We start from the raw sequence: 15,558 nt of genomic DNA on the forward strand, positions 1-15,558 counted from the left end.
GTGAAAAAAAATAAGAAAGGGTTTAGGATGAATTCGAACGCGCTTGCTTCTGCGCAGTCGTACGAAGGCAGGCACGTCTTCAGACTCAGGCGAGGGAGGTAGCATGGATATTTACAGCAGCTTCGCGAACCGCTTCGAAAAAACGCGAGAGGAAGAGCTCTCGCTGGAGGAGTATCTCGCGCTCTGCAAGAACGATCCATCCGCGTACGCGACGGCTGGTGAACGCATGCTGGCAGCAATCGGGGAACCTGAACACATCGATACCCGCAACGAGCCGCGCCTGTCGCGGATCTTCGCGAACAAGGTCATCAAGGTGTATCCCGCATTCCGTGAGTTCTACGGAATGGAGGAAGTGATCGAGCAAGTGGTCGCGTATTTCCGCCACGCTGCGCAAGGGCTCGAAGAGAAGAAGCAGATCCTCTATCTGCTCGGCCCGGTGGGCGGCGGCAAGTCGTCGATCGCCGAGCGTCTGAAGCAACTGATGGAGCGCGTGCCGTTCTATTCGCTGAAGGGCTCGCCCGTCAACGAATCGCCGCTCGGGCTGTTCGACTACGACGAAGACGGCCCGATCCTCGAGGAACAGTACGGCATTCCGCGCCGCTACCTGAAAAACATCCTGAGTCCGTGGGCCGTCAAACGCCTGCACGAATACAACGGCGACATCCGCCAGTTCCGCGTCGTGCGTCGTTATCCGTCGATCCTGCGGCAGGTCGGCATCGCGAAGACGGAGCCGGGCGACGAGAACAATCAGGATATCTCGTCGCTGGTCGGCAAGGTCGACATCCGCAAGCTCGAGCAGTATGCGCAGGACGACGCCGATGCGTACAGCTACTCGGGCGGCCTGTGCCTCGCGAACCAGGGCCTGCTCGAGTTCGTCGAAATGTTCAAGGCGCCGATCAAGGTGCTGCACCCGCTGCTGACCGCCACGCAGGAAGGCAACTTCAAGGGCACCGAGGGCTTCGGCGCGATTCCGTTCGACGGGATCATCCTCGCGCACTCGAACGAGTCGGAGTGGAAGGCGTTCCGCAACAACCGCAACAACGAGGCACTGCTCGACCGGATCTTCGTCGTGAAGGTGCCGTACTGCCTGCGCGTGTCGGAAGAGACCAAGATCTACGAGAAGCTGATCCGCAACTCGTCGCTTGCCGAGGCCGTATGCGCGCCGGGCACGCTGAAGATGATGTCGCAGTTCTCGGTGCTGTCGCGTCTGCACGAGCCGGAGAATTCGAGCCTGTTCTCGAAGATGCAGGTGTATGACGGCGAAAACCTGAAGGACACCGATCCGAAGGCGAAGTCGTACCAGGAGTACCGCGACTACGCGGGCGTGGACGAAGGGATGACGGGCGTGTCGACACGCTTCGCGTTCAAGATCCTGTCGCGCGTGTTCAACTTCGATTCGAGCGAGGTCGCGGCCAACCCCGTGCACCTGATGTACGTGCTCGAACAGCAGATCGAACGCGAGCAGTTCCCGCCGGAAACCGAGCAGAAGTACCTGTCCTTCGTGAAGGACGTGCTCGCGTCGCGTTACGCGGATTTCATCGGCAAGGAGATCCAGACGGCCTACCTCGAGTCGTATTCGGAGTACGGCCAGAACATCTTCGACCGCTACGTCACGTATGCCGACTTCTGGATCCAGGACCAGGAATTCCGCGATCACGACACGGGCGAGAGCTTCGATCGCGCCGCGTTGAACGCGGAGCTGGAGAAGATCGAGAAACCGGCCGGCATCAGCAATCCGAAGGATTACCGCAACGAGATCGTGAACTTCGTGTTGCGTGCACGGGCGGCGAACGCCGGCAAGAACCCCGTGTGGACGAGCTACGAGAAGTTGCGCGTCGTGATCGAGAAGAAGATGTTCTCGAACACCGAGGAACTGCTGCCGGTGATCTCGTTCAACGCAAAGGGTTCGGCGGAGGAGCAGCGCAAGCATGAGGACTTTGTGAACCGGATGGTCGCGAAGGGCTATACGCCGAAGCAGGTGAGGCTGCTTTGCGACTGGTACCTGCGCGTGCGCAAGTCGTCATGACGCGCGCGGTACCGAGCCCGTACGGCGAGTCCGTACGGGCGCTTTCAGAGACGCCGCCCGCTTGACGGGAGACGGCATGTGCGGCGAGCGTCCCGGCATATCGACTTTCGAGCGGGAGACCGGCAGTGCTTCATCAAATCATCGACCGCAGGCTGGCCGGCAAGAACAAGAGTATCGCCAACCGCGAACGCTTTCTGCGTCGCGTCAAGAACTACATTCGTCGTGCCGTGTCCGACGCGGTGCGCGACCGTAGCATCAAGGATATCCAGAGCACGCAGAGCATCACGATCCCGCGCAAGGACATCGCGGAGCCGAATTTCCGGCACGGGCCGGGCGGGCGTCGTGAATACGTGCACCCCGGCAACGAGGACTACGTACGCGGCGACAAGATCCCGCGTCCGCAGGGCGGCTCGGGCGGCGGCGGAAGCCAGGCCAGCAACGAGGGCGAAGGGCAGGACGACTTCGTGTTCGAACTGTCGCGCGACGAGTTCATGCAGTACTTCTTCGACGATCTCGAACTGCCGCGCCTCGTGAAGACGCACCTGCTGACGGTGCCGAGCTGGAAGAACGTGCGCGCGGGCTGGTCGGCGGAAGGCACGCCGAACAACATCGACGTCGTGCGTTCGCTACGCAGCGCGCTCGGCCGGCGCATCGCGCTCGGCTCGCCGCTCGTCAACGAGCTGCGCGAACTCGAGGCGCAGCTCGAAGCGCTGAAGTGCGATCCGGACGACCGCCGCGAGGACATCGCGACGCTCGAGGCCGAGATCCATCACCTGAAGGGGCGCATCTGGCGGATTCCGTTCATCGATCCGTTCGACCTGCGCTACATCAACCGCGTGAAGCAGCCTCAGCCGTCGAGCCAGGCCGTGATGTTCTGCCTGATGGACGTGTCGGGCTCGATGGACGAGCAGCGCAAGGATCTCGCGAAGCGCTTCTTCATCCTGCTTTACCTGTTCCTCAAGCGCAACTACGAGCGCATCGAGGTCGTGTTCATCCGTCACCATACGCGCGCCGAGGAAGTCGACGAGGATACCTTCTTCCATTCGACCGAGAGCGGCGGCACGGTCGTGTCGAGCGCCCTCGAACTGATGCGCAAGGTGCAGAACGAGCGCTACTCGCCGACCGAGTGGAACATCTACGGCGCGCAGGCGTCCGACGGCGACAACTGGACCGACGATTCGCCCAAGTGTCGCAAAATCCTGGAAGAGGATATCCTCACGAAGACGCGTTACTTCGCGTATATCCAGGTCGCGCCGGAAGAGCAGAATCTGTGGCTGGAATACGCGCAGCTGGCGCTGTCGCAGCCGCATCTCGCGATGAAAAAAGTGGAATCGGCTGCCGAGATTTACCCGGTGTTTCGCGAATTGTTCGAAAAGCAGGTGGAAATGTCATGACGACGCGCCATCTGCACAACGAGTCGCGCGGCTACGAGCCGCGCCCCTCCGGCGACGACACGGCCGGCCCTGCCGCATCGCAGCAACGCGCGCAGGCCGAACCGCCGCCGCCGGCCGCCGACTTGCCCGGCTCCGGGCAAAAGGAAGCGCGTATGAACGTTGCCGAACGCAAGCCGCTGCCGTGCCCGTCCGACTGGACGTTCGAACTGCTCGAGGAATACGACACGCACATCTCGCAGGTCGCCGAACAATACGAGCTCGACATCTACCCGATCCAGCTCGAACTGATCAGCGCCGAACAGATGATGGATGCGTATGCGTCGGTCGGGATGCCGGTCAACTACCGCCACTGGTCGTTCGGCAAGCACTTCCTCTCGACCGAGAAGAGCTACCGCCGCGGCCAGATGGGCCTCGCGTACGAAATCGTCATCAATTCGAATCCGTGCATCGCGTATCTGATGGAAGAGAACACGATGACGATGCAGGCGCTCGTCATCGCGCACGCGGCGTACGGGCACAACTCGTTCTTCAAGGGCAACTACCTGTTCCGGCTGTGGACCGACGCGCACGCGATCATCGACTATCTCGTGTACGCGAAGAACTACGTCGCGGAATGCGAGGAGCGCTACGGGCTCGATCGCGTCGAGGAACTGCTCGATTCGTGCCATGCGCTGATGAACTACGGCGTCGACCGCTACAAGCGGCCGCAGAAGCCGTCGCTGTCGAAGGAAGCGGCGCTGCGGCGCGAGCGCGAGGCGTACTTGCAGTCGCAGGTGAATGAACTGTGGCGCACGCTGCCGGGCAAGAAGCCCGAGCTGATGGAGGAGCAGGAAGGCCGCTATCCGCCCGAACCGCAGGAGAACCTGCTGTATTTCGCGGAGAAGAACGCGCCGCTGCTCGAACCGTGGGAGCGGGAAGTGATCCGCATCGTGCGCAAGATCGGCCAGTATTTCTACCCGCAGCGGCAGACGCAGGTGATGAACGAAGGCTGGGCGACGTTCTGGCACTACACGCTGCTGAACACGCTGTACCACCAGGGCAAGCTGGAAGACGGCTTCATGATGGAGTTCCTGCATTCGCACAGCAACGTGGTCTACCAGCCGCCCGTCACGAAGCCGTACTACAGCGGGATCAACCCGTATGCGCTCGGTTTTTCGATGATGAGCGACATCCGGCGGATCTGCGAAGCGCCGACGGAAGAGGATTACAAGTGGTTTCCGGAGATCGCGGGCACCCCGTGGCTGCCGGCGATGCACTACGCGATGCGCAACTTCAAGGACGAGAGCTTCATCGCGCAGTACCTGTCGCCGAACCTGATCCGCGAGATGCGGCTCTTCTCGGTGCTCGACGACGACATGCGCGATTCGCTCGAGGTGTCGGCGATCCACGACGGTTCCGGTTACCAGTACGTGCGGCAGGCGTTGTCGCGGCAGTACGACATCCATCACCGCGAGCCGAACATCCAGGTGTGGGCGGTGAACACGCGCGGCGACCGCAGCCTCACGCTGCGTCACTTCATGACCGACAACCGCCACCTGTCGAACGACAGCGACGAGGTGCTCAAGCACATGGCGCGGCTCTGGCAGTTCGACGTGTACCTGGAAAGCGTCGATGAGGCCGGCACCGTGCGCAAGCGCTACGAGTGCCGCTACGTGCCGCCGGAGGTGCGCGTTTGATCGTCGGCTTCAAGAATGTTTGCATCGGACGCCAGCCTGCCGGCTGGCGTTTTCATATGACGAACGCGTGGCGGGAGAAAAATCTTCTACATCCGGACGAACCCGGAAAGCCTGTTACTTTACATTTCGCTAAAATCCCGTAGCGCCGTGCCGCCGGAACCGGTGCCACGTGCGACCGCACGCGGCGGCCTCCAGCCGTCTCGCCCAGAAAGCACTAAAAGGAACAGACCAATCCATGGACGTCCAGACCGACCAAGCTGCGCTGTCCGCGCATGACACCCGGCGGCGCGTGTTCGCCATCGTCGGCGCCTCATCGGGCAACCTCGTCGAGTGGTTCGACTTCTACATCTACTCGTTCTGCGCGCTGTACTTCGCGCCGGCGTTCTTCCCGAGCGGCAACACCACGACGCAGCTGCTGAACACGGCCGGCGTGTTCGCGGCCGGCTTCCTGATGCGCCCGATCGGCGGCTGGCTGTTCGGCCGCATCGCCGACCGTCACGGCCGGCGCGCCGCGATGATGATCTCGGTGCTGATGATGTGCGGCGGCTCGCTCGTGATCGCGGTGCTGCCGACCTATGCGCAGATCGGCGCGCTCGCGCCGGCGCTGCTGCTGGTTGCGCGCCTGTTCCAGGGGCTGTCGGTGGGCGGCGAATACGGGACGAGCGCGACCTACATGAGCGAGGTCGCGTTGAAGGGCCGACGCGGCTTCTTCGCGTCGTTCCAGTACGTGACGCTGATCGGCGGCCAGCTGTGTGCGCTGCTGGTGCTCGTGATCCTGCAGCAGACGCTGTCGACCGACGAACTGAAGGCGTGGGGCTGGCGCATTCCGTTCGTCGTCGGCGCGGCGGCCGCGCTGATCTCGCTGTACCTGCGGAAATCGCTCGACGAGACGTCGACCAGCGCGTCGCGCGACAAGAAGGATGCCGGCACGATCCGCGGCGTGTGGCAGCACAAGGGCGCGTTCTTCACGGTGGTCGGCTTCACGGCCGGCGGCTCGCTGATCTTCTACACGTTCACCACGTACATGCAGAAGTACCTCGTGAACACGGCCGGCATGCACGCGAAGACGGCCAGCAACGTGATGACCGTCGCGCTGCTCGTCTACATGCTGATCCAGCCGGTGTTCGGCGCGCTGTCCGACAGGATCGGCCGCCGCACGTCGATGATCCTGTTCGGCTCGTTCGCGGTGATCGGCACGGTGCCGCTGATGCATGCGCTGCAGGACGTGACGAGCCCGGTGGCCGCGTTCGCGCTGATCACGGTCGCGCTGGCGATCGTCAGCTTCTACACGTCGATCAGCGGCCTCATCAAGGCCGAGATGTTCCCGCCGGAAGTGCGCGCGATGGGCGTCGGCCTGTCGTATGCGGTCGCGAACGCAATCTTCGGCGGCTCGGCCGAATACGTCGCGCTGTGGTTCAAGTCGATCGGCAGCGAGGAAACCTTCTACTGGTACGTGACGGTGCTGTGCGCGATCTCGCTGATCGTGTCGTGGCGGATGCGCGATCCGAGCAAGGAAGGGTACCTGCGCCACGAACCGTGATCGACTGCGCCGCGCGCGCATTCGCATCGTGACGAACGTCCCGCCAGCCGGCGGGACTTTTTTTTGCGGCGTGTGATTACGCGGGCGGCAGCGGCACGGCGGCGGCATCCACTGCTCGACGCGGGATGCGCGGGCATGAGCGCATCCCGTCATATCGATATTGAAATCGATTCGTTGTCCGTTGCAGGCGATTTCCTTAATCTGAACCTGTAGTTCGTGTGACACCTCCTTGACTGGGATTCGCGCCCGCTGCGTGCAGCGGGCGTCTTTTTTTGTGCGCTGCGCTGTTCGCGAGCCGAGGCAGGGTTGGTGCCGCGTGGCGGCTTGCCCATGTCGATTGCTACATGTCGTCGCGACGGTCCGGATCTGCCGGACCGCGGTGACGGGGCTGCCTGCGGCCGACTGGGTGGATGGCGATGCGATGACGTGTCATGCCAAGTCAAAGAAAGACACGATGAGCAAACCTGCGGTCGCCTCGTTCGGGGCTTCCGGAGCGACGCCGAGCAGGGGACAAAACGATCGTCGAACTGGTACGCAGAGGACATGCGTCGATGCACGCGGTCGAACTACCGCCTACGTCGCCTGCCGGCGACGCCGAGCGCACCCGCTAGATGGTCGCGCAGCAGCGCCGGATCGGTGCTGCCGGTCGGTCGATTGCACGACGGCGCAGCGATCAGCGAAGCTGGCGACCTGCCGAATACGGATCTCGCGCACGTCACGGAACTTGCGCCGGACGCCGCCGAAACCCCCGACCAGCAGCGAATGTCAGTGCGGATGAACGCGCGCAAGGCATCACGCTCGACGCGAGCCGTGCATCGCTCGCCGGACGATGACTGGGGCGGTCGTGACCTGCTCCCCGCGTTTAGTACGGTGACGGTGTAGAGTCCGTTCCAGAGAGGAACGGCAATGAAAAAGCGATTCACTTAAGAACAAATCATCGGCATCTTGAAGGAAGCCGAGGCTGGCTTGAAGCCGGCCGAGCTGTGCCGCAAGTACGGCATATCGGAAGCGACCTACTACAACTGGAAAGCGAAGTTCGGCGGGATGACGGTCTCCGAAGCACAGCGCCTGAAGGAACTGGAGCAGGAGAACAGCAAGCTCAAACGTCTGTTGGCCGAATCGATGCTCGACAACGCCGCGCTGAAGGACCTGCTGGCTCGAAAGTAGCAAGCCCGCAGGCCAAGCGCGAAGCGGTCCGGATATTGATGACCGAACGTGCCATGGGTGTTACCCGGGCCTGCGGGCTGGTAGGGATTTCGCGCTCGCTGTTTCACTACGAATCACGCCGCCGAATTGACGACGAAGCGCTGACTGGCCGGATGATGGCCATCGCTGCGCAGAAGCGCCGTTACGGTTATCGCCGGATTCACGTGCTGCTGCAGCGGGATGGCTGCTTCGCCAACCACAAGCGCATCTGGCGCCTGTACAGCAAGGCGGGGCTGAGCGTGCGCAAGCGGCGACGCAAGCGTATTGCGGCTGTCGAGCGCACGCCGCTGCCGTTACCGACAGGCCCGAATCAGAGCTGGTCGATGGACTTCGTTTCTGACGGGCTGGCCTATGGTCGGCAGTTTCGATGCCTGAACGTGGTCGACGACTACACACGCGAGTGCTTGGCCATCGAGGTCGATACTTCATTGCCGGGCCTACGCGTGCAGCAAGTGCTCGAGCGGCTCAAGGAGATGCGAGGCTTGCCCGCATCCATCACGGTCGACAACGGGCCGGAGTTCGCTGGTAAGGTGCTGGATGCATGGGCCTACGAAGCCGGTGTCACGCTGTCGTTCATTCGGCCTGGCAAGCCGGTGGAGAATGCCTATATCGAGAGCTTCAACGGGCGGTTCCGCGATGAATGTTGGGCGCAAAGTAATAATGAGCCACTTCGCGCGAAGTAAATCTAAGCCACCTTTCAGTACAGTCAGCCTTTTGCGCGCAAAGGCTGGCGATGCTCCAGAAGGAACAGTGGATGCAAATCCATGTGCTCAAAGCCCAAGGCGTATCGGAGCGCGAGATCGCGCGGCGCCTGGGCATTTCTCGCAACACGGTGGCGCGGTACCTGTCGGCTGAGGAAGTGCCGCGCTACAAGCCGCGTGAACCGCGGCCAACCAAGCTCGGAGCGTTCGAGGCGTACATCATCGAGCGCATGAGGGCCGCAGCACCGGAGACCATCGCAGCGCCGGCGCTGCTGCGCGAGTTGCGGGCGCGCGGCTACGAGGGCCAACTGCGAAGCCTGCAGGCTTTCATGAACACGCATAAGCCCATGCCGAAGCCCGATCCAGTCGTAAGGTTCGAGACCGAGCCCGGTCGGCAGATGCAGTGCGATTTCGTTGTCTTCCGACGAGGCACCGACCCGCTTTACGCCTTCACCGCCACGCTCGGCTTCAGTCGTTGGCGCTGGGCACGCTTCACCACCGATGAACGCGCCGAGACGCTGGTTGCCTGTCATCATGCGCTGTTCGAAGCCTTGGGTGGCATTCCTCGCGAGATCCTTTACGACAACGCCAAGACCATCGTTGTCGAGCGCGATGCTTATGGCGACGGCCAACATCGCTGGCACGCCGGCCTGCTCGATCTGGCCAAGCGGTACGGCTTCCTGCCCAGATTGTGCCAACCGTACCGCGCGCAGACCAAGGGCAAGGTCGAGCGATTCCACCGCTATCTGCGCGGCAATTTCTATGTGCCGCTGGCAAGCCAGCTTAAACAATCCGGCTTGATGCTCGATGCCGCGACTGCGAACGTCGAGGTGAGTAAATGGCTGCGCGACGTGGCCAACCAGCGCGTGCATCCGGTTACCGGGCAGGCACCCGCGATTCTGTTGGAGCAACGAGAACGGGCTTGCTTGCTCGATATGCCTGGCTACACATTGCCCCGATTGCCGGCTCGCGCCGTCGCTCGGCCGCGCGTTGATCCCGCGATGTCGATCCAGCACCCGTTGTCCGTCTACCAGCAATTACTGACCGAGGTGCGCGCATGAACTTGCAGCAGGAACGCATCGACGGGCACTGCCAAAGCCTGAAGCTCGAGGGACTCATGCACCGATACGTCGCTCTGGCCAGCGACGCGGCGGCCAAGCAATGGAGTTTCCTCGACTTCCTCGAGAACGCGCTCGCGCACGAACGAGAGACGAGGCAAGTTCGTTCGCGGCAAACACTGGTGCGCATGGCCGGGTTTCCCGCCATCAAGACACTGGATGACTACGACTACAGCTTCGCCGTCGGGGCCCCGCGCGAGGCAATCGACGAGCTTGCCACGCTACGCTTCATCGAGCGAGGCGAGAACGCCGTGTTGCTTGGTCCGTCGGGCGTGGGCAAGACGCACCTCGCGATCGCCATCGGATATGCAGCGACGCAGGCCGGCATCAAGACGAAGTTCATCACGGCGGCGGATCTGATGTTACAGCTCGAGGCTGCACGCCGACAGGAGCGATACGACGCCGTTCTTCGGCACAACATTCTCGGCCCGAGGCTGCTCATCGTCGATGAGATCGGCTATCTACCGCTCTCGGGCGATCAGGCCAGTCACTTCTTCCAGATCGTCGCCAAGCGCTACGAGCGTGGCTCGATGATCCTGACCAGCAACCTGCCGTTTGCGCAGTGGGACGAAACCTTCGGCGGCAACACCACCCTCACTGCAGCGATGCTCGACCGCATCCTCCACCATGCCCACATCATCCAGATCAAAGGAGACAGCTACAGACTGAAACAGCAACGCAAAGCCGGGCACGTCCCGACATCGAAGAAGTAACGACTGGCTCAGTTTTACTTTGCGCGATCAGGCGCGAAGTGGCTCAGATTTCAAATGCGTTTGACAATGAATGCCTGAATGAGCACTGGTTCGTCTCAATGCGCCACGCCAAGCGGCTGATTGAGGAATGGCGTATCGAGTACAACACCGAGCGGCCCCATAGTTCACTCGGCTATCTGACGCCTGCGCAGTTCGCTCGGGCGCACGACGCGAAGCAGCAGTTTTTAACCTCGGACTCTAACTGCAGTTCGGACTAAAACCGGGGGCAGGTCAGTCGCGGAATGAGACGCGTCCGTGATGGAGCATTCGTCGATGTGATTTCGGGAAAAATTCTGGATCGCTATGGCGAATCGCGATCGAAAGTCGAAGTCGGGGCGATGGGGATTGCGCACGACCAATCTCTTGGCGAAAGGGAAATCCATGATGAATTGGGTCATTTGATTTGTCCTATGTCGGATTGGCTCTGAAAATAAATTCCAAATTACTTCGCGTGCAAGGTGAAAAATTATCGGTTTTCAATAATTTTGACGATTGGTGAAGGTTTCTTTGGCTGCCCTTGGCGCATCGTGCCGAATCGACCGGATGTCATGTCGCATCGTTGCCAATCGTTTCTGGCGAGGCGGTTGATCGTCCTTGGGGAATCGGCGAGGTGATCCGCGACAACCGCTTCACGCAGACTGGAACGATGGGCGTCGGCATATGCCTTCATTTGAACTTCGCCTGAGTGGACAAATTAATCAAATAATTCTTACTTGTACGATATCGGGAATCCGTATTGGAAAATAGAATGGCTCGGTCGTCATTTTTCTGGATGGAATCATTCGGTTATTCGGAATAAGGCGATTCGATCCGTGTTGCAGGCAGTGAGGTGCCTGCATGTCGATCGAGTTGTTTCGAGAAAAACGTCTGCTTTTAGAGGAATTCAACGATGAAAATGAATCTGCTTCGGGGTTGCGTTGCCGCCGGCATCGCGAGCGTCGCGCTGGTACCGTCGGTTTCCCACGCATTTGACGGCGAACTCGCCTTCTACGGCAGCATCTCCGACGTCACCTGCAACATCAACGGCGCAGCGCCCGGTCCCGGCAACCGGAAGGAAGTGCAGCTCGGCGACCGCATCAGCCCGAGCACGTTCGACAAGATCGGTGCGACGTCGACGCCCGTCCCGTTCAACCTGGTGCTTGGCGGCAACGCGGGTTGTGCGGACGGTACCAAGGTCGTGATCGAATTCGATCCGGTTTCGGTCAACGTCAACCCGGAAACCGGCAACCTGAAGCTCATCGGGACCAAGCCGGCGGAGGGCGTCGAGATCCAGATCAGCGATGCGGGCAACGGCAAGACCGGCAAGATTCCGCTTGGCAAGCCGCAGAATCTGGCGGACGCGCAGGTCGCGACCATCGACAAAAACACGGCGACCCTGACCTACTCGGCGGCTTACGTATCGACCGCCGAACCGGCCGCGATCAAGACCGGTTCGGGCAACTCGTTCATTCGGTACACGCTCGCTTACCACTGATCGGTGCATTTCCCGTTCCACGTCATGGCCTTGTCAATTCGTAATCCTTATTTAGCATCCGTGGCCGGCTTCGTGGCGTGGGCTGCCTGCGCCGCGCTGGCGCAGGCAGCGCTTCTGCTGGACGGTACCCGGGTGATTTTCCCTGAGCATGCCCGCGACGTGACCGTCCGGATGGAAAATTCCGGCGCCGCGCCGGTACTCGCACAGAGCTGGATCGACGACGGTCGCGCCAACGTTCCTCCCGAGCAGATGCGCACGCCGTTTATCGTCACGCCGACGCTGGTGCGCGTCGAAGCGGGGCGGGGCGCGGTGCTGCGCATCACGAACATGCAGGAGCCGCTGCCCGCCGACCGTGAGTCGGTGTTCTGGCTCAATGTGCTCGAGGTGCCGGCAGCGGAGCAGGACACGGACAACCTGCTGCGCTTCGCCTTCCGGACGCGCGTCAAATTGTTCTACCGGCCCGCGGCGCTTGCGAACGACGTCGAGACTGCGCCGGACAAACTGGTCTGGAAGGTATCTGCCGGTACGTCGCATACGAGCGAGCGACAGGTGTCGCTCGAGGTTTCCAATCCGACACCCTATTACGTCTCGTTCGGGATGGTTGAAGGCGATGTCGGTGGAACCTTCATCTCGTCCGGCGGCGGGATGGTCGCGCCATTCGGCACCCAGCGTTTCCCGTTGCCGGGTGTCGCTACACGATCGCATCGCCCGGCAGCCGTGCGATACATGATCATCGACGACTACGGCGGGCGCAGCACGATAACCAAAAAACTGACCGACTGAGCAGTCGGTCCACGCAACGCGTCCAGGGGCATGATCCTGCATGTCGAATCCAAGGCGGCAATGAGATGCAAGCGGTTCGGCATGCAAAATAACTGTATCGACATGCGGAGTTCAGAAGGTTCACGTTCTTCATTCACATCTGGACTAGTCCCGCGGCCCTCGCGGCGGCCCTGTCTGCTGGCAGTCGCTTCGGTATTTGCTTCGGTAGCGATGTCGGCGAGTGCAAACGCTGTCGCGGACGCGATCGAGCCAGACAACGCACGCGGTGCAGGCGCGGGCGCATCGCCGATTCCCCCGCCCGCAGGCGCGACGCATTTCGACGATTCGATGCTGATGCGCGACGCGGGCAGCGAGCCGATCGATACGACGCCGTTCGAGCGTCCGAACGGTGTCGTACCGGGGCAGCATCGTGCGGATCTGATCGTCAACGGGCAGTGGCGCGGGGTCGAAGACATCACATTCCGTCGCGACGAGCGGGGCGACGTGCGGCCGTGCTACGACCGGCTGCTGCTGCAGCGGGCCGGCGTCGACCTCGACCGGAGCGAGCGAGGCCAGGACGGCAGCCAGCCGCCGAATCCGATGCCCGACGGGCTGTTCTGCGACGCGCCTTCCCGGTACGTGCCCGGTGCGGTGCTGTCGTTCGATCCGGCCGAGCAGAAACTGTATCTGACGGTACCGCAGTTCTACATGCGGCTGGCCAGCCACAGCACCTACGTCGATCCGGCAAACTGGACGAACGGCGTGCCGGCTGCCTTGCTGAACTACAACGTCAGCGCGTTCACGACGCGCTCCGGCGGCTACGAGTTCTCGCAGCTCTACACCGGCCTTTCGATGGCGGCGAGCGCAGGGCGCTTCCGGATTCGTCACAACGGCAACCTGACCTGGTCGCAGCGCGGTGGCGCGCGCTATCAGCGCGGCTTCGTCTATGCGCAAACCGATCTGCCCGACTGGCACGCGCAGTTGCTGGCGGGCGAGAGTTCGACCAGCGGCGCGCTGTTCGACGCCGTGTCGTTTCGCGGCGTGCAACTCGCCAGCGATGACCGGATGCTGCCCGACGAGCAGCGCTACTACGCACCGACCGTGCGAGGCGTTGCACAGTCGAACGCGAAGGTGTCGATCTATCAGCGCGGCTATCTCGTTCACGAGACGACCGTCGCTCCCGGGCCGTTCGCGATCGACAACCTCCAGGCGATGAGCTACGGCGGCGACCTGAACGTGACGGTGACCGAGGCGAACGGCGAAACGCGCAGTTTCGTGGTGCCGTTTGCAACGACGGTCCAGTTGTTGCGTCCCGGCAGCACGCGGTTCAGCGCAATGGCCGGGCGGGCAATCGACCTCGGCGGCGATATCGGCACGCAATACGTCGGCCAGTTCACGGTGCAGCGAGGCGTCAGCAATACGGTGACGGCCTACGGAGGCGCCGCGTTTGCAAATCGCTACCAGTCGGTGCTGATGGGTGTCGCGCTCAACACGTCGATCGGCGGCTTCGCGGCGGACGTCACGATCGCGCGGACCCAGCCGCCAGGCAGCGACCGTCTGACCGGGTCGAGTATCCGCGTGTCGTACAGCAAGAACCTGCCGAACAGCGGCACGAACTTTTCGCTGCTCGCCTATCGCTACTCGACGAAAGGCTATCTCGGCCTGCGCGATGCGTTGCTGCTGAATGGCCGGAGCGACCAGGGAGCCGGTGCCGAAGTGTTTCCGCGGCTGCGCAATCGGGTCGACCTCAACGTGAGTCAGCAGATCGGGCGATCGGGCAACGTTTACGCGAACGGATCGGCGCTCAGCTACTGGGCGGGGGGCGGGCAGTCGCTCAGTTTCACGCTCGGCTACAGCACGCAATGGCGCGACGCCACGCTGACCGCGTCGGTGCAGCGCGTGCGCAACCTGTCCGCGCGAGGCCCTTCTTCTGGCGGCGGGTCGGGCAGCACGCTCGTGAGCGTGAACGTATCGATCCCGCTGGGGCACAACGCGCGGCGCGCGCCGATCTTCAGCACGCTCGTCACGCACGACAGCAGTGCCGGCACGAGCGCCACGGCGAGCGTGGCCGGCCGATTCGGCGAGCGGAGCGACGGGTCGTATTCGTTGTCGTCGAGCTACGACGGCAACAACCGCGCGGCGTCGGGCGGCGTCGGCGTCGGTTATCAGTTGCCGTCGGTGTCGCTGTCGGCGAATTTCGGCCTCGGGCGCGAATACCAGCAGGCATCGGCGAACGCGACGGGCGGCCTGGTGCTGCACCCGGGCGGTCTGACGCCGGCACCCACGCTGAGCGAGACGATCGGCGTCGTGCACGCGCCGCACGCGCGCGGCGCGCTGGTTGCCAACACGAGCGCACGCGTCGACCGGTTCGGCTACGCGATCGTACCGAGCCTCATTCCGTATCAGCTCAACAAGGTCGACATCGATCCGAAGGACGTCCCGGACGATGTCGAACTGAAGACCGTCTCGCGCAGCGTTGCCCCGCGCGCGGGCTCGGTCGTCATGCTGCCTTACGACACGCTGAAGGCGCGTGCGTTGCTGATCGACGCGCAGACCGACGACGGTCGGCCGCTGCCGTTTGCGGCGCGCGCACTCGACGCGCGCACCGGTGCCGCGCTCGGCGTGGTCGGCCAGGGCAGTCGCCTGTTCGTGCGCAGCGCTGCGAACGATGGTCGGATCCGCGTCGAATGGGGGGCGCGTGCCGATCAGCAGTGCGTGATCGATTATTCGGTGCCGGCCGCACAGCACACGGGCAGTGGCTACGTGACGATGACCGGCACCTGCCGTGTGTCGACGGCGCCTCCACTGGCCGCCGCACCGTCCGCTGACCGTGTCGGGGAGCGTTAGTCCGATGCACCGCTCCGCCTTTCCTGTCGACGCTGTCATCCGCATTGCGCGATACCGTTCAC

General features: G+C 62.6%; 15 protein-coding genes. 14 read left to right on the forward strand and 1 reads right to left on the reverse strand.

Features of this window, described 5'->3' with window-relative positions; translation table 11 throughout:
- Nucleotides 1-103: 103 nt before the first annotated feature.
- The 11 genes from ABD05_RS13840 to ABD05_RS37515 all read left to right on the forward strand — a co-directional run bounded on the left by ABD05_RS13840 (nt 104) and on the right by ABD05_RS37515 (nt 10,841).
- Complete coding sequence (locus ABD05_RS13840; RefSeq protein ID WP_047900613.1) at nt 104-2,026, forward strand: PrkA family serine protein kinase; 1,923 nt, start codon at nt 104-106, stop codon at nt 2,024-2,026.
- Between the two features lie 125 nt (nt 2,027-2,151).
- The gene (locus ABD05_RS13845) at nt 2,152-3,420 is read left to right on the forward strand and encodes a YeaH/YhbH family protein (protein WP_047900614.1); all 1,269 of its coding nucleotides are present in this window, start codon (nt 2,152-2,154) and stop codon (nt 3,418-3,420) included.
- Nucleotides 3,417-5,096 carry a SpoVR family protein gene (locus ABD05_RS13850; RefSeq protein WP_047900615.1) on the forward strand — a complete coding sequence of 560 codons (1,680 nt, stop codon included), beginning with the start codon at nt 3,417-3,419 and terminating at the stop codon, nt 5,094-5,096. The genes ABD05_RS13845 and ABD05_RS13850 overlap by 4 nt, the downstream gene beginning before the upstream one ends.
- Before the next feature lie 235 nt (nt 5,097-5,331).
- Nucleotides 5,332-6,636 carry an MFS family transporter gene (locus tag ABD05_RS13855; RefSeq protein ID WP_047900616.1) on the forward strand — a complete coding sequence of 435 codons (1,305 nt, stop codon included), beginning with the start codon at nt 5,332-5,334 and terminating at the stop codon, nt 6,634-6,636.
- Nucleotides 6,637-7,179: 543 nt separating this feature from the next.
- Nucleotides 7,180-7,518 carry a hypothetical protein gene (locus ABD05_RS13860; protein ID WP_148669079.1) on the forward strand — a complete coding sequence of 113 codons (339 nt, stop codon included), beginning with the start codon at nt 7,180-7,182 and terminating at the stop codon, nt 7,516-7,518.
- Between the two features lie 54 nt (nt 7,519-7,572).
- Nucleotides 7,573-7,803: a transposase gene (locus ABD05_RS38510; RefSeq protein WP_338012461.1), complete on the forward strand. Its 231-nt coding sequence runs from the start codon at nt 7,573-7,575 to the stop codon at nt 7,801-7,803.
- A 38-nt stretch (nt 7,804-7,841) separates the two neighbouring features.
- On the forward strand, nt 7,842-8,525 hold the full coding sequence (locus tag ABD05_RS13870; protein WP_047900618.1) for an IS3 family transposase: 684 nt from the start codon (nt 7,842-7,844) through the stop codon (nt 8,523-8,525).
- Between the two features lie 50 nt (nt 8,526-8,575).
- Entirely contained in the window at nt 8,576-9,604 is a 1,029-nt protein-coding gene (gene istA / locus ABD05_RS13875; protein WP_047898709.1) for an IS21 family transposase, read from the forward strand.
- Nucleotides 9,601-10,374, forward strand: coding sequence for an IS21-like element ISBcen13 family helper ATPase IstB (gene istB, locus ABD05_RS13880; RefSeq protein WP_047898708.1), 774 nt, complete (start codon nt 9,601-9,603; stop codon nt 10,372-10,374). The genes istA and istB overlap by 4 nt, the downstream gene beginning before the upstream one ends.
- 98 nt (nt 10,375-10,472) lie before the next feature.
- Nucleotides 10,473-10,631 (forward strand): integrase core domain-containing protein, encoded by a 159-nt coding sequence (locus ABD05_RS38310; protein ID WP_047900619.1) that lies wholly within the window; start codon nt 10,473-10,475, stop codon nt 10,629-10,631.
- A 24-nt stretch (nt 10,632-10,655) separates the two neighbouring features.
- Nucleotides 10,656-10,841 carry a hypothetical protein gene (locus ABD05_RS37515; RefSeq protein ID WP_148669081.1) on the forward strand — a complete coding sequence of 62 codons (186 nt, stop codon included), beginning with the start codon at nt 10,656-10,658 and terminating at the stop codon, nt 10,839-10,841.
- 38 nt (nt 10,842-10,879) lie between these two features.
- Here ABD05_RS37515 and ABD05_RS37520 read toward each other — a convergent pair whose 3' ends face one another.
- On the reverse strand, nt 10,880-11,083 hold the full coding sequence (locus ABD05_RS37520) for a hypothetical protein (protein ID WP_141684951.1): 204 nt from the start codon (nt 11,081-11,083) through the stop codon (nt 10,880-10,882).
- Between the two features lie 219 nt (nt 11,084-11,302).
- On the opposite strand from ABD05_RS37520, the gene ABD05_RS13890 reads away from it, so the two are divergent.
- The 3 genes from ABD05_RS13890 (at nt 11,303) to ABD05_RS13900 (ending at nt 15,496) form a co-directional block, all read left to right on the forward strand.
- Entirely contained in the window at nt 11,303-11,887 is a 585-nt protein-coding gene (locus ABD05_RS13890; RefSeq protein ID WP_047900620.1) for a fimbrial protein, read from the forward strand.
- Between the two features lie 24 nt (nt 11,888-11,911).
- Nucleotides 11,912-12,670: a fimbrial biogenesis chaperone gene (locus ABD05_RS13895; protein ID WP_047900621.1), complete on the forward strand. Its 759-nt coding sequence runs from the start codon at nt 11,912-11,914 to the stop codon at nt 12,668-12,670.
- Nucleotides 12,671-12,880: 210 nt separating this feature from the next.
- The gene (locus ABD05_RS13900; RefSeq protein WP_047900622.1) at nt 12,881-15,496 is read left to right on the forward strand and encodes a fimbria/pilus outer membrane usher protein; all 2,616 of its coding nucleotides are present in this window, start codon (nt 12,881-12,883) and stop codon (nt 15,494-15,496) included.
- Nucleotides 15,497-15,558: the final 62 nt, after the last annotated feature.

This window comes from Burkholderia pyrrocinia (assembly GCF_001028665.1).
GTDB lineage: Bacteria > Pseudomonadota > Gammaproteobacteria > Burkholderiales > Burkholderiaceae > Burkholderia > Burkholderia pyrrocinia.

What these genes read in the sequence shown, in the direction of transcription:
- ABD05_RS13840 (WP_047900613.1), top strand. Translation starts at nt 104, where the DNA reads ATGGATATTTACAGCAGCTTCGCGAACCGCTTCGAAAAAACGCGAGAG.
- ABD05_RS13850 (WP_047900615.1), top strand. Translation starts at nt 3,417, where the DNA reads ATGACGACGCGCCATCTGCACAACGAGTCGCGCGGCTACGAGCCGCGC.
- ABD05_RS13855 (WP_047900616.1), top strand. Translation starts at nt 5,332, where the DNA reads ATGGACGTCCAGACCGACCAAGCTGCGCTGTCCGCGCATGACACCCGG.
- ABD05_RS13860 (WP_148669079.1), top strand. Translation starts at nt 7,180, where the DNA reads ATGCGTCGATGCACGCGGTCGAACTACCGCCTACGTCGCCTGCCGGCG.
- ABD05_RS13870 (WP_047900618.1), top strand. Translation starts at nt 7,842, where the DNA reads ATGACCGAACGTGCCATGGGTGTTACCCGGGCCTGCGGGCTGGTAGGG.
- istA (WP_047898709.1), top strand. Translation starts at nt 8,576, where the DNA reads ATGCTCCAGAAGGAACAGTGGATGCAAATCCATGTGCTCAAAGCCCAA.
- istB (WP_047898708.1), top strand. Translation starts at nt 9,601, where the DNA reads ATGAACTTGCAGCAGGAACGCATCGACGGGCACTGCCAAAGCCTGAAG.
- ABD05_RS38310 (WP_047900619.1), top strand. Translation starts at nt 10,473, where the DNA reads ATGCGCCACGCCAAGCGGCTGATTGAGGAATGGCGTATCGAGTACAAC.
- ABD05_RS37515 (WP_148669081.1), top strand. Translation starts at nt 10,656, where the DNA reads ATGAGACGCGTCCGTGATGGAGCATTCGTCGATGTGATTTCGGGAAAA.
- ABD05_RS37520 (WP_141684951.1), bottom strand. Translation starts at nt 11,083, where the DNA reads ATGAAGGCATATGCCGACGCCCATCGTTCCAGTCTGCGTGAAGCGGTT.
- ABD05_RS13890 (WP_047900620.1), top strand. Translation starts at nt 11,303, where the DNA reads ATGAAAATGAATCTGCTTCGGGGTTGCGTTGCCGCCGGCATCGCGAGC.
- ABD05_RS13895 (WP_047900621.1), top strand. Translation starts at nt 11,912, where the DNA reads ATGGCCTTGTCAATTCGTAATCCTTATTTAGCATCCGTGGCCGGCTTC.
- ABD05_RS13900 (WP_047900622.1), top strand. Translation starts at nt 12,881, where the DNA reads ATGTCGGCGAGTGCAAACGCTGTCGCGGACGCGATCGAGCCAGACAAC.